Origin of the sequence: Gardnerella nova (genome assembly GCF_049244055.1) — a bacterium.
In the GTDB taxonomy this organism is placed as follows: Bacteria; Actinomycetota; Actinomycetes; order Actinomycetales; family Bifidobacteriaceae; genus Bifidobacterium; species Bifidobacterium vaginale_H.
The window spans coordinates 69,709-82,150 of sequence record NZ_CP058369.1; the positions used below are offsets into that span (position 1 = coordinate 69,709).

At 50.1% G+C, this 12,442-nt stretch carries 12 protein-coding genes; 4 read left to right on the top strand and 8 right to left on the bottom strand.

The features are described from left to right. Positions 1-74: 74 nt before the first annotated feature. The 7 genes from trmD to cysS all read right to left on the bottom strand — a co-directional run bounded on the left by trmD (position 75) and on the right by cysS (position 7,390). Positions 75-866 (bottom strand): tRNA (guanosine(37)-N1)-methyltransferase TrmD, encoded by a 792-nt coding sequence (gene trmD, locus HXT56_RS00305; RefSeq protein ID WP_205727523.1) that lies wholly within the window; start codon positions 864-866, stop codon positions 75-77. A gap of 159 nt (positions 867-1,025) precedes the next feature. Then, entirely contained in the window at positions 1,026-1,685 is a 660-nt protein-coding gene (gene rimM / locus HXT56_RS00310; protein ID WP_421778137.1) for a ribosome maturation factor RimM, read from the bottom strand. Between the two features lies 1 nt (position 1,686). Continuing rightward, positions 1,687-1,920, bottom strand: a complete 234-nt coding sequence (locus HXT56_RS00315; protein WP_116712104.1) for an RNA-binding protein — start codon at positions 1,918-1,920, stop codon at positions 1,687-1,689. Positions 1,921-1,922: 2 nt separating this feature from the next. Further along, positions 1,923-2,393 (bottom strand): 30S ribosomal protein S16, encoded by a 471-nt coding sequence (rpsP, locus tag HXT56_RS00320; RefSeq protein WP_116712103.1) that lies wholly within the window; start codon positions 2,391-2,393, stop codon positions 1,923-1,925. Positions 2,394-2,582: 189 nt separating this feature from the next. Next, on the bottom strand, positions 2,583-3,935 hold the full coding sequence (locus tag HXT56_RS00325; RefSeq protein ID WP_421778138.1) for an endonuclease/exonuclease/phosphatase family protein: 1,353 nt from the start codon (positions 3,933-3,935) through the stop codon (positions 2,583-2,585). A 15-nt stretch (positions 3,936-3,950) separates the two neighbouring features. Next, positions 3,951-5,630, bottom strand: a complete 1,680-nt coding sequence (gene ffh, locus HXT56_RS00330) for a signal recognition particle protein (RefSeq protein WP_421778139.1) — start codon at positions 5,628-5,630, stop codon at positions 3,951-3,953. A gap of 104 nt (positions 5,631-5,734) precedes the next feature. Continuing rightward, a complete protein-coding gene (cysS, locus tag HXT56_RS00335; protein WP_421778510.1) occupies positions 5,735-7,390 on the bottom strand; it encodes a cysteine--tRNA ligase in 1,656 nt (551 codons plus the stop codon). Between the two features lie 402 nt (positions 7,391-7,792). Here cysS and HXT56_RS00340 point away from each other — a divergent pair, with 402 nt between their 5' ends. Next, positions 7,793-9,130 (top strand): nicotinate phosphoribosyltransferase, encoded by a 1,338-nt coding sequence (locus HXT56_RS00340; RefSeq protein WP_421778140.1) that lies wholly within the window; start codon positions 7,793-7,795, stop codon positions 9,128-9,130. A gap of 298 nt (positions 9,131-9,428) precedes the next feature. Here the strand turns inward: HXT56_RS00340 and HXT56_RS00345 are convergent, their stop codons facing one another. After that, positions 9,429-9,770, bottom strand: coding sequence for a DUF3039 domain-containing protein (locus tag HXT56_RS00345; protein WP_421778141.1), 342 nt, complete (start codon positions 9,768-9,770; stop codon positions 9,429-9,431). 218 nt (positions 9,771-9,988) lie between these two features. Here HXT56_RS00345 and coaD point away from each other — a divergent pair, with 218 nt between their 5' ends. Genes coaD through HXT56_RS00360 form a run of 3 tightly spaced genes read left to right on the top strand, consistent with a single transcriptional unit; the run spans position 9,989 to position 12,405 of the window. Continuing rightward, entirely contained in the window at positions 9,989-10,705 is a 717-nt protein-coding gene (gene coaD, locus HXT56_RS00350; RefSeq protein WP_421778142.1) for a pantetheine-phosphate adenylyltransferase, read from the top strand. Positions 10,706-10,717: 12 nt separating this feature from the next. Continuing rightward, on the top strand, positions 10,718-11,749 hold the full coding sequence (locus HXT56_RS00355) for a hypothetical protein (RefSeq protein WP_250310147.1): 1,032 nt from the start codon (positions 10,718-10,720) through the stop codon (positions 11,747-11,749). Positions 11,750-11,751: 2 nt separating this feature from the next. Further along, complete coding sequence (locus HXT56_RS00360) at positions 11,752-12,405, top strand: YceD family protein (protein ID WP_116712095.1); 654 nt, start codon at positions 11,752-11,754, stop codon at positions 12,403-12,405. The last annotated feature ends 37 nt before the right edge of the window (positions 12,406-12,442 follow it).

A 12,442-nucleotide genomic window follows, 5' to 3' on the forward strand; every position in this document is an offset into this window, starting at 1 on the left:
ATACGCGGCTGTAACGAAACTGTCGCTTTTTGGTGAGATTCCGTTATTTTCTATACGCGACTGTAAAGTAACTGTCACTTTTTGCGCGGGTGGTCGGCAGAAACTTCCCAACCGAGCGCTATCAACGTTTTGCGATCTGCTTTATCTAGCGCGCTGCAATCAAGTCGTTCAATTAAATCAGGGCGAATCTCGCTAGTTCGCGCAATCGCTTCATCGCGACGGAACCGGTCAACTTTCGCATGATTCCCAGAAGTCAACACTTCCGGCACACTCAATCCACGCCACGTAGTCGGCCGCGTATACTGGTGATGCTCCAAAAGCGCGTCCGCACCCGTGTACGATTCCTCAACAATCGAATCCGGATTCCCCATAAAGCCCGGAAGCAAGCGCGTAATCGCCTCAAGCATAACGCTCACTGCCACTTCACCGCCGTTAAGCACGTAATCGCCAATCGAATATTCTCGCACATCCACGCCCTGCGCACGGTAGTATTCCGGAATTCGCGCGTCGTAGCCTTCGTAGCGGCCGCAACCAAATACCAAATGATTAGCGTGACTTAATTCCGTGGCGTCTCGTTGCGTAAACAAAGGCGCGGAAGGATTAGGGAAGATAAGAATCGGCTTACTTTCAGCTTCCGGTAAATCGAGCAGCTCATCCAAGCATTCAGCCCACACTTCCGGCTTCATCACCATGCCGGCGCCGCCACCAACCGGAGTATCGTCAACCGACTGATGCACATCGTGCGTCCACTTGCGCAAATTGTACGCGCGAATCTGCAGCAAGCCGTTATTTTGCGCCTTGCCGAGCAGACTCAAGTCGAGCATGCGAAAATACTCGGGGAATACGGAAATAATATCGATGTTCATCATAATGTACTCTACTAAACAAAGTTGCGAAGGTTGCGGAAGTTTCGGAAATTACCAGAATTACGAAAGTTACGAAAGTTACGTAAGCTACGTAAGTTACGTAAGTTACGGAAGCTACGTAAGTTACGGAAGCTACCAGAATTACGAAAGTTATGGAAGTTACGAAAGTCCTGGAATCAAGCCGCCCGGCGGATCAATCGTCAAAAAGCCCGCAGCAACGTCAACTTCCGGCACAAGCGCCTCTACAAACGGCACGAGCGCAGTCTTATTCTCGGTCTTATTCGCAGTAGTATTCGCAGTCTTATTCTCAGTCGTATCCTCAGTCGTATTGTCGCCGTCAGCCGGCTGATTTAAGCGGATTTTTAGTAAGGATTGCGCGCCGTCGAGCACGTCCACCACTTTTCCAATAGTGCCAGCCGGAATTCCAAGCTGATTTCCTTCGTAAAGTCGCGCTTCCAAGCCGACTAAATCCTTAATATACCAAGCGTTTTCTGCTGCAAGTACCTGCGCGTCTTCCGCCGGCACGTATAATTCCAAGCCGTTAAGAGCTTCAGCGTCGTTGCGATTTTGGGATTCTTCAAACAGCAGAATCCAACGGTTTTTGAAGGTGCGTGCGCGTTCGATAACAAATTCTTGAGAACCGTCGGCAGTGTAGAGCACAGTGCCAGGTTCAAAACGTTCGTACGGCTCGTCAGTGAAGACTTGTACTGTAACTTCGCCCTTTAATCCTTGGGCTTTTCCGATACGACAAACCCTCAGCAGGTCATTACGACGTTGCTGAGGGTTGTCAAAAGATTGTTGGTCTAAGGCCACGTTCATCTCACTTACGTACGTCCATGATGTCTACGCGCACGTTGTGATCGCTTAAAGCTTGCACAACAATGCGAATAGCATTAGCGGTACGACCATTACGGCCAATAACGCGACCGATATCCTCAGGGTTCACGCGCACACGCAGCAGTTCGCCGCGAGCGTTTTCGTGAGAGCGTACCGACACGTCATCGGGGAAGTCCACGATGTTCTTGATGAGATGTTCCACAGCTTGAGCCAGCATGATTACTCAGCCTTTTCCTCGGCTTCAGCGGCTTCTGCAGCTTCAGCTGGGGCTTCTTCAGCCTCGTTTGCGGCGGCTTCAGCGGCAGCCTGTGCCTTAGCAGCGGCTTCAGACTTAGCGGCCTTCAACTTCTGAGCTTCAGCTTCAACAGCTTCCACGCGAGCCTGAGCGTCTGGACCAGCTTCAGAAGTCTTCAACGTGCCTTCAGCACCGTCGAGACCCTTGAACTTCTGCCAATCACCGGTAATCTTCAAAAGCTTCAACACTGGTTCGGTTGGCTGTGCGCCAACGCCAAGCCAGTACTGTGCGCGCTCAGAATCAATCTGAATCAGAGATGGCTGCTTGTTTGGATCGTATACGCCGATCTCTTCAATGGACTGACCGTTGCGCTTGTTACGAGCGTCGGAAATGACCACACGGTAGAAGGCATAGAATTTCTTGCCCAATCGCTTAAGACGAATCTTGGTTGCCAAAATGGCTCTCCTTATAACTAGAGTCGCGGAATTTCGTTCGGGTGTGGGGCACTCCTTGCGAGCTTCCACATGTTCCTCACGTGGTCGGGAAGAGGGCGCCGATTCACGCGAATAACTTATCTATTATGCCTGTTCGTACGGACGTTTTTTGCCTGGTGTTAAAACGTTTTTATTTAGTGGATAGAGGTTTTAGTGGATAGTTGATTTAGTGGATAGTTGATTTAGTGGATAGATGTCGATTTCGGCGAGGTAGGCGAGATGATCGGTGCCGTCGATTACTTCAGTTTGTTGCCAAACGGCTTGAGCGCGGCAGTTCTTTGCGCAAAATAGCACGTGATCCAGCGTAAGATTTGGCCACTTAAGCCACGTAGGCCATGTTTGCAGGCGCTTGCCAAGCGAAATTCCGGTATCTGTAAAACCGGCTTTTAGCAGCGTGCGGAAGCTGGGGTGGTCGATTGTGGAGTTGAGATCGCCTGTGAGAATCGTAAGTGTTGGTATCGTTGAAAAATCAGTACTTTCCGTAGACCTATCCGCAATGTTTGAAAGCGCGCGTATGCCCTCGCTCCAAGCCTCACACCCTCGCATAGGCGACTTTGGATGCGCGGAAGCGAACTTCACGCTAATCTGTTGCGTTTGTGCAGGGGAAGTGAGGTGAGTTGTAACGCTTGGTATGCTTGCCGCCTCAATTTTTACGGCATTGTCACAAGTAGAAATTGCGGAATATTGCGTAAAAATAGCGTTAAATCCGCCATTGTTGTGCTCACTTTGCGCACCTATGCACAACGTTGGAAAAATTTCGGAAATTCCTAGTTTTTTAAGATTTTTTACTAAAGATTCGCTTAATTCTTGTAAAAGTAACGTATTTACATGATATTTTTTCGCGATTTCGATTATTTGGTGCGCGCTCGCCTTTCCGTACCTGCAATTAAGCGTCATTACGCGGATTTCTTGAGGCTGATTTTTCTGGCGTTTGTTGTTGTTTTGGTGGTTTTGTGGAACATTTCCCGGAGTTTTTTCTCCGGCAAATGTAGCTACATCAGCCATTTTGTGGAACATTTGCGGGAGAATTTCCGGCGTTTGTTGTTGTTTTAGCCGTTTTTTGGAACATTTGCCGGAAAATTCCTGGAGTTTGTTGTTGTTTTGGTGGTTTTGTGGAACATTTCCCGGAAAATTCTCCGGCGTTTCTAGCTGCTCTCTTAGCAACTTCTGCAACTTACGCAACCTACGCAATCTCCCAAACCAGTACGGCGTATACGACTTAAGTGAAATCAAAAATAGTACCGCGTAAGCAATGCATAAATATGCGTAAGCTTGAGCGAAATTATACGATTGCGGATTTTTAGATGCGTACAGCACTTGCCATTCTGTAGCGAAAATACTAAAGAAAAGCAACACCCCTACAACATAAGTCGAAAGCGGCAAAAGCGCAATAATATACGGAAGTGGGTTATATTTGTCCATGCCAGCCGGCAGCCAACGTAGCAACTGCCAGCAAAGAAGCGCCGCAAATATAACCCACAGAATTGCTAATACAAAACTCATCTTCCGAATAACCGCTTATTTTCCAAATAATCCAGCAAGTCCGCCGCCAAAGTTTGGTGGTAGCTGTGATTCTTCGTCAGCAAGCCCCGGATTTGCGTTCATAAGTTCCTGCAAGCCGGCGGGAAGATTTGGCTGCTGCGGCTTTGCGAAAGCGGAGCCAGCAACGTCGTCACCATTTCCACTTCCGGAAGATTCTCCCGAAAGCCTCTCGCGCAGCGCGCGCTCCTCAGCTTCGCGGCGCATTGGATTGCCGGACTTTCCGCCCTTCTTCTTGGACTTTTTATCCTTGCGCTTCGACTTTCCTCCAGGGCCGCCAAAGCCAGGCATGCCACCCATTCCAGGCATTCCAGCGCCGCCGCTCATGCGCTTCATCATCTTCGCAGCCTGCTCAAAACGCTGCAACAGCGCGTTCACCTGCGACACACTCACGCCAGCACCAGCCGCAATGCGCGCGCGACGCGAGCCATCAATAATCTTCGTGTCCCTGCGCTCGGCCGGAGTCATAGAGCGAATAATCGCTTCAGTGCGGTCAATTTCCTTCTCGTCGAACTGCTCAAGCTCCTGGCGGTGAGCGGCCATTCCAGGCATCATACCCAAAAGCTTCTTCATCGAACCAAGCTTACGAACCTGCTGAAGCTGATCCAAAAAGTCGTCCAAACCAAAGCTGCCTTCAGCAATTTTCGCAGCAGCCTTGCGCGATTCTTCCTCGTCAAACTGCTTCTGTGCATGCTCAATAAGCGTTAAAATATCGCCCATATCGAGGATTCTGGAAGCCATGCGGTCAGGATGGAAAATTTCAAAATCCTTTAATCCTTCGCCGGTGGAAGCGAACAGAATCGGCTTTCCAGTAACGCTTGCAACCGAAAGAGCAGCACCGCCTCGCGCGTCGCCGTCGAGCTTAGAAAGCACCACGCCCGTAAAGTCCACGCCTTCGTTAAACGCCTGAGCCGTGCGCACCGCGTCCTGGCCAATCATGGCGTCAATAACAAACAGCACTTCCTGAGGCTGCACAGCATCGCGAATATTTCGCGCCTGCTTCATCAAAGTCTCGTCCACACCCAAGCGGCCGGCGGTATCAATAATCACCGTGTCGTACATTTTTTCGCGCGCAAAATCGACTGCCTTTCGCGCAACTTTTACTGGATCTCCTTTAGAAGCCCACGGCAAAGAAATTGCGTTACCACCCGTCTGCACGCCCTTTTCTGGAGCGAAAACTGGCACTCCCGCGCGCTCGCCCACAACCTGCAGCTGCGTGACGGCGTTAGGACGCTGCAAATCTGCCGCAACCAGCAGCGGAGTGTGACCCGCATCCTTAAGCCAGTAGCCGAGCTTTCCGGCGAGCGTAGTCTTACCGGCGCCTTGCAAACCAGCAAGCATAATCACCGTCGGCGGATATTTCGCGAAATTAAGCGGCCTGTCAACTCCAGCGCCAAGCACCTGAGTCAACTCGTCGTTCACAATTTTCACAACCTGCTGAGCCGGGTTCAACGCTTGCGAGACTTCCTCGCCGAGTGCGCGCTCGCGGATTTTAGCTGTGAAGGAACGCACCACTTCCAGCGCCACGTCGGCGTCGAGAAGGGCGCGTCGGATTTCGCGGATCGTGCCGTCGATATCCGATTCGGAAAGTTTGCCTTTACTGCGCAAATGCTTGAAAGCATTGGAAAGGCGGTCTGTTAACGAACTAAATGCTGCCATAATCTTCCTATTCTATCTGCTGTTGTTAACGTTTACGTTTGCTAGCGTTGCTGTACTCACTGCAATACTTGCTGCAATACTCACTGCTGCACTCACTTCCTCACTTACTGCAAGTGCCATGAGGAGCCTTGCGCACTATCTTCAATCACAATTCCCGCCTGATTCAAAGCGTTACGAATTGCGTCGGCAGTGGCGAAATCCTTGGATTTGCGCGCGTCTGCTCGTGCTTGAAGTTGGGACATTACTAACGCGTCTAACGCCTCGTGTTCTTTGTTTGCGCTCGTATTATTGCCGGAAGCTTGCCCCGCGTTTGTGGTCCACGGCTCTGCGCATGGATCTAGGCCGAGCGTGTCAAGCATAGCGCGCACTTGCAAAACCGCGGTGTATAGCAGCTTTTTCATGCCATCGCTTTGAGCTTGTGCAGGATCTTGTGCGCAATCGTCGAGAAGCGCGTTGCCTTGGCGGATTGTGGTAAAGATAGCTGCGTTTGCGCCGGAAACGTTAATATCGTCGTTCATTGCGCGCGTAAAGTCTTCCGGAAGCTTGTCCGCGTTTACGTTTACTACTTCCTCTCGCGTCGGCTGCGCTTCAATTACGCGTCCGGCGCGTTCGAGGAAATTGCTGATGCGCTCGTACGCTGCTTGCGCTTCTGCCAACGCTTGGTCGGACCATTCCAGCATGGCTCGATACTGTACTGCTCCCAAAGCGTATCGCACTACCCAAGCCGAATTTTTCGCCAAAACAACTGGTACAGAAAGGCCATTTCCCAACGATTTCGACATTTTCTCACCTTTGGCGGTTACCCAGGCTGAGTGCATCCACACGTTTGCGCTTTTCCAGCCTGCAGCAAGCGTTTGTGCCATCTCGTTTTCGTGGTGTGGGAAGCGCAAATCCAATCCGCCGCCGTGAATATCAAAATTCTCGCCAAGGTAACGGTGGCTCATAGCAGAGCACTCAATATGCCAACCTGGGCGACCTTCTCCGAAAGGCGTTTTCCAACGCGCGTCCGGCTGATCGAAGTCGCAAGGGGCTTTCCAAAGTGCAAAATCGCGCGGATCGTGCTTGTCTGGGGAAGCGTCGGCTGGGTCGGTCGGATTGTACTTATCGTTGCCGGCTGCGTCGACGCTAGGGCCTTGTGCGTCCGCAATTGCGGCGGCTACGTCCACAGCTGCGCCCACGGCTACGTCACCATTATTTCCATTGCAATTTTGATTTTGGTGCGTTAGCTCGCCGTAACGTTCCCAACTTGGCACGTCAAAGTAGACGTTGCCGGTAGGATTTCCCGAATCGTCTCGAATAACGTACGCGTGCCCGCGCTCAATTAAACGCTCAATCAGCTCAACCATATCCGTAATATGGCCGGTGGCGCGTGGCTCAACCGTTGGCGGCAGCACGCCTAAAGTGTTATAGGATTCAGTAAATTCGCGCTCGTAAATGTAGGCGCGTTCCCACCAAGTCTGGTCGGCTTCGCTCGCTTTTTTCATAATTTTGTCGTCAATATCGGTGACGTTGCGCACAAAAGTAACGTTGTAGCCTAAACGTAGCATCCAGCGGCGGATTACGTCGAAGGCGATTGCTGCGCGAATGTGGCCAATATGTGGGGAACTTTGCACGGTGGCGCCGCACACGTACATTCCAACATGGCCTGGTTTGCTAGGCGCAAAGGCGTTGGTTGCGTGGGAGGCGGTGTTGTATAAGCGCAGGTTTTCCGCGGCTTTAGTAACGTTTGCGGTTTCTTCGTTCAAAGTCTTATTAAGCATACTTGCTATTATAAATGTTTCTTTATACTGCGATTTGACTATAGTCAACATACTCAGCCTTGGCTATAGTCAACCGCGCACGCTTCCGCGCGACATTTCTTTTACAGCCGTGTAAAGTTTTAATCGCTTTTTCGCAAAATTCCGACATTTTCTGTACATGCTTGTAAAGTTTTTGTCGCTTTTTGGCGAGGTTTCGTTAGTTTCTTTACACCTTTGTAAAGTAACTGTCGCTTCGTTCATTTGGAACCTTCTCGGCTCTTTAGTTAGCGATACAATTATTGCGATTTAGTTTTAACGATTTAGTTTTAGCGATTTAATTATTGCGATTTAGTTTTAGCGATTTAACTAGATTCGTTTAACTAATTTTGATTTGTTCGTTGCCGAAAGGAATGAAGGAATATCATGGTTGAGATTTCATCTGCGCTTATGACTGATATGTATGAGTACACTATGCTCGATGCAGCTCTTAAAGACGGCACCGCAAATCGCAAGTGCGTATTCGAAATTTTTACGCGTCACCTTCCTCAAGGTCGTCGCTATGGCGTTGTTGCCGGCACCGGCCGTATTTTGGAGGAGTTGCAAAAGTTCCACCTTTCGGAAGAAGATTTACGTTTCTTAAGTGATCGTAAAATTGTTAGCGCTGAAACCATTAAATGGCTGGAAAATTTCCGCTTCCACGGTAAAATTTCCGGATATCGCGAAGGTGAGATGTTCTTCCCAAATTCGCCAATTTTGCAAGTAGAAGGCACTTTTGGCGAGTGCACTTTGCTTGAAACCGTGCTGCTTTCCGTGCTTAATTACGATTGCGCGGTTGCGTCTGCTGCAGCCCGCATGGTTTCTGCCTCCGCCGGGCGTCCTTGCATGGATATGGGCGGCCGCCGCACGAACGAGTATTCGGCTGTCGCTGCGTCTCGTGCCGCAGTAATTGGCGGTTTTAAGGGTACGGCAAACCTTCTTGCTGCAAAAATTTACGGTTTGAAGGCGATTGGCACAGCTGCTCACTGCTTTACGCTCGTGCACGACACTGAACGCGACGCTTTTACTTCCCAGATTGCCGCTCTGGGCAAGGGTACGACGCTTCTTGTGGACACTTACAACATTGAGGAGGCTGTAAAGACGGCTGTGGAAGTTGCAGGTCCGGAGCTTGGCGGTATTCGTATTGATTCCGGGGATTTGTGCGCGTTGGCTCGTCGTGTTAGGAATCAGCTTGACGATTTGGGCGCTAAGAACACGAAGATTACGGTTACGAACGATTTGGACGAGTACGCGCTTGCGTCACTGCAGAACGCCCCGGTTGATTCGTACGGCATTGGCACCATGCTGGTGACTGGTTCTGGCGCTCCAACTTGCGCAATGGTTTATAAGCTTACCGAACGCGAGGGTGCGGATGGCGTGATGCAGCCGGTTGCTAAGAAGTCGAAGAATAAGGCGACTGTGCCGGGGCGTAAGTTGGCGTATCGTTCCTACGATTACAGCAGCGATTCTAACGGTGTGGCCGATTGCGAGCGCGTAATTTCCGGCTCGGAAGTTGCGCTTGCTCAGTTTAAGCCTGAGGATTCGTGGGAGAATTTGCTGGTTGACTACGTGCGTGGTGGTGAAGTGGATTCGCAATACATGGGTCACGATGCGATTATGCGCGCTCAGGATTATTGCGCTTCGGCTTTGAAGCGTTTGCCGTTGGCTGCGCAAAGTTTGATGCGTGGGGATCCTGCAATTCCTACCGAGATTCACATTTTGTAGATTTCTGCTATAGGCGACAGTTTCTTTACACTAACGTAAAGTGACTGTCGCTTTTTGTGGAACATTTGCGGGAGTTTTTTCTCCGGCGTTTGTTGTTGTTTTGGTGGTTTTGTGGAACATTTGCCGGAGAATTTCCGGCTTTTGTAGCTACATCGACGTTATTTTGGAACATTTGCCGGAAATTGCCGGAAATTGCCGAAAATTGTATAAAGTCAAAAATTATATAAAAGTTATACTTTTATACTTCTTAATTACTTCTTGGTTACTAAAAATTATTGGTTACTAAAATTTTTAGTTACTAAAAACTAAACTTTCCTATTTCGTCGTAAAGTCGCTTGCACTCTGGGCATACCGGGTAATCTTTCGCCTCGTGTCGCGGAATCCAAACTTTACCGCACAACGCAACCACCGGTCGTCCAGTTAAACGCGATTCTTCAATACGATCTTTAGAAACGTAGTGTGCAAAACGATCCGCATTGCCGCCATCGTCTAAGCGGGCATCCTCGTCGACTTCAGGGCGCTCCAAAACCGAAGTGCTAGTGCCGGAACCAGAATCAGGAGCGGACTGCGAATCAGCTTCCATTGCTGCGTAAAACGCTGTATGAGACGTCATATTGTCAGTCACTAATGTTGAAAACATTGCCGCATCCTTTTTCTCAAACCAACCAAGTTGCGTAACCCAAGTCGTGCAAACTCAAGTCGTGCAAACTCAAGTCTTGCAAACTCAAGCCTTACAAACCTAAGCCTTACAAACTCAAGCCTACACGCAGTTAAGCATAAAATATTATCGCAACAAAAACCGCCTCCGCCGCGCGCCCTAATTTTTACTCTGAGCCTAATGGGTGCTACGCTAAAAGCATGACTATAGCTGTGTGTCCCGGCTCGTATGATCCAGTCACTGCCGGCCATTTAGACGTAATACAACGCTGTGCGCATCTATTTGACGAAGTGCACGTGCTGGTTGCGGTGAACGCTGCAAAGAAGCCGCTGTTTTCGGAAGCAGAACGAGTGCAAATTATTAGTGACGCTGTGCGAAAGTTCCCCAAAGTAGAGGAATGTAACTATTGCAAACAGCACACCAACAGGTTTTCTTGCAAACACGGCGGAACAATAGTCGTCACTTCAACAACAGGGTTGATTAGCGACTACTGTACGAAAGTTGGCGCAACCGCAATCGTCAAAGGACTTCGACAAAACGGAGATTACGAAGCGGAACTCGGCATGGCGTTAGTAAATCGCAAATTATCCGGTATCGAAACGCTATTTTTGCCAGCTGATCCGGTACTTGAGCATGTTTCAAGTTCGGTAGTAAAAGACGTTGCGCGTCACGGAGGTAACGTTGCTGGTATGGTTCCAGACAACGTAATACCGTTGTTGCGCAAACTTTTTGGTGGCTGTCAGTCGGATTGTAGTTCGGATTGTAGTTCGCCTTGCGACGGCAACGGTAGTAGTTCGGAATATAATTCAGCACAGAGTTCGGCGCACAATACCGTATATAATATCGTGCAAAATACTGCGCAAGGTGACGTTACACAAGACGTTGCTGCGCAAGATACCGTACAAGAACCAAAATAGGAGAGTAGAAGAATGGACGAGAACAAAACGATTAAGCCGGCTAATTTCGCCGACGCAGGAAGCGACGACACTATGGAAAGCGAAGTGCAGGTTGATAAAAATCAAAAGCTTCCGCTGCATCCGATTCTTGTTGACGAAAATGAGGAAGATGCGCCTAATGCGGCTGCGGGTGATGCTGTCGTAGATGGCGTGCCGGTTGTGCAAAATCCTGTTTTTGCAACTACGGGAAGCGGTGCGCTAATTGATACCGGTGACAACGGCGACGGCGACGTTAACGCAATTTCCGACCCCGACGATACGGAAACCTCTTCTGTTGCGGCAGTAACAAACGCTGGTAAAAACTCTCCAATTACGGCGTTCCCTATGCCAGATTTGCGCGAGCGCGAAGATGGTGGAGCAATAGATTTTGAAGAAGACGAGCCAAAAGAATCGTCAGTAGCGCAAGAAAACGTGAGTGAATCCGCGCGTTTGAAGAGTCGCGCCGAATTTACCACCGTTTACGACATTATCGACGCTATGGAAGCGATGCTTGCGGAAGCAAAAGGCGCTATTTTTGCTCCAGGAATGGTGAAAATTGATCGCGACAATTTCGTAGATCAGTTGGCACGTTTGAAAGACATGCTTCCGGTGCAATTGGAGCGTGCTTCGGCGTTGATGCGCGAAGCCGAACGACATTTGCGCACGGCACAGGCTCAGGCAAGCTCAATCGTGTCTTCGGCGCAACTGCAGTCGTCGCAAATTATTGACGAAGCGCAAGAACGTGCGCAATTCTTGGCGGGACAAGAAAACGTCACCGCTTTAGCAAGGCAGAAAGCGCGAGAAATTCTTGCTTCGGCGCAGGCGAAATCAGACAAGCTGACCCAGGGTGCAGACCAGTATTGCGCAACCGTTATGGAAGGCTTAAAGCAGCAGCTTGATAAGCTGGAACAGGACGTTCAAGCGGGGCAGCGCGTGTTGGAGGAGCGTCGTCAGGCGGCGGCTCACGTGCAGAACGACATAAGTTTGTCGTTGCGCGAACAAGAAGATAACGACGAAAGGAATTAGTAATGACTTCGCATCCATCCCAATCACCATGGGCGGTTCCAGTGGCGCAAATGGCTGCGCGCGCTGGCAATAGCATGTCACTGCACCGCGCCTTTCCAGCACCTGAGGGGATTGGAGATTGCGTTATTGGCGTAAAGCCTGGTAGTGACGTGATGGTTGACGGCGATTTTGATGCTGTAGTCGACGGTTTAATGTTTCAGGGCAGCATCACAGCTCCGGTGCATGCGGAGTGTGCGCGCTGTTTGATGCCGCTTCGTCGCGATTGGAAAGTAGACGTTTGCGTATTCTTCCCTTACGTTGACGAGCGCTCGCAACATGCGGATAATCGCAAGAACCGCAAAGATGTTGACGAAGACGAAGCGCAAATTTGGGATGATAACGACGAGTCCGGTAACGTGTATCCTTTGGTAGGCGGCGGCGATTTTGCGGATATTGAGGCGCTTATTCGAGACACGATGGTTAGCGAGCTTCCGTTGCAGCCGTTGTGTGAGCCAGATTGCCGGGGGCTTTGCCCTCAGTGCGGTGAGAATCTGAATGAGCATCCGGATCATCGCCACGATGTTACCGACATTCGTTTTGCGGCGTTGGAAGGGTTAAAAGAGCAACTTGAGCAAGCTGAAAAGCGCGAAGGCAACTCGGAGCGGAAACTCGCTTAAGTTGGAAGTCCGGGGGCTTCCAACGCGAGCTTAAGTG

What these genes read in the sequence shown, in the direction of transcription:
- cysS (WP_421778510.1), bottom strand. Translation starts at nt 7,390, where the DNA reads ATGCTTAATAAGACTTTGAACGAAGAAACCGCAAACGTTACTAAAGCC.
- HXT56_RS00360 (WP_116712095.1), top strand. Translation starts at nt 11,752, where the DNA reads ATGACTTCGCATCCATCCCAATCACCATGGGCGGTTCCAGTGGCGCAA.
- trmD (WP_205727523.1), bottom strand. Translation starts at nt 866, where the DNA reads ATGAACATCGATATTATTTCCGTATTCCCCGAGTATTTTCGCATGCTC.
- HXT56_RS00340 (WP_421778140.1), top strand. Translation starts at nt 7,793, where the DNA reads ATGGTTGAGATTTCATCTGCGCTTATGACTGATATGTATGAGTACACT.
- HXT56_RS00315 (WP_116712104.1), bottom strand. Translation starts at nt 1,920, where the DNA reads ATGCTGGCTCAAGCTGTGGAACATCTCATCAAGAACATCGTGGACTTC.
- ffh (WP_421778139.1), bottom strand. Translation starts at nt 5,630, where the DNA reads ATGGCAGCATTTAGTTCGTTAACAGACCGCCTTTCCAATGCTTTCAAG.
- HXT56_RS00355 (WP_250310147.1), top strand. Translation starts at nt 10,718, where the DNA reads ATGGACGAGAACAAAACGATTAAGCCGGCTAATTTCGCCGACGCAGGA.
- coaD (WP_421778142.1), top strand. Translation starts at nt 9,989, where the DNA reads ATGACTATAGCTGTGTGTCCCGGCTCGTATGATCCAGTCACTGCCGGC.
- HXT56_RS00345 (WP_421778141.1), bottom strand. Translation starts at nt 9,770, where the DNA reads ATGTTTTCAACATTAGTGACTGACAATATGACGTCTCATACAGCGTTT.
- HXT56_RS00325 (WP_421778138.1), bottom strand. Translation starts at nt 3,935, where the DNA reads ATGAGTTTTGTATTAGCAATTCTGTGGGTTATATTTGCGGCGCTTCTT.
- rimM (WP_421778137.1), bottom strand. Translation starts at nt 1,685, where the DNA reads ATGAACGTGGCCTTAGACCAACAATCTTTTGACAACCCTCAGCAACGT.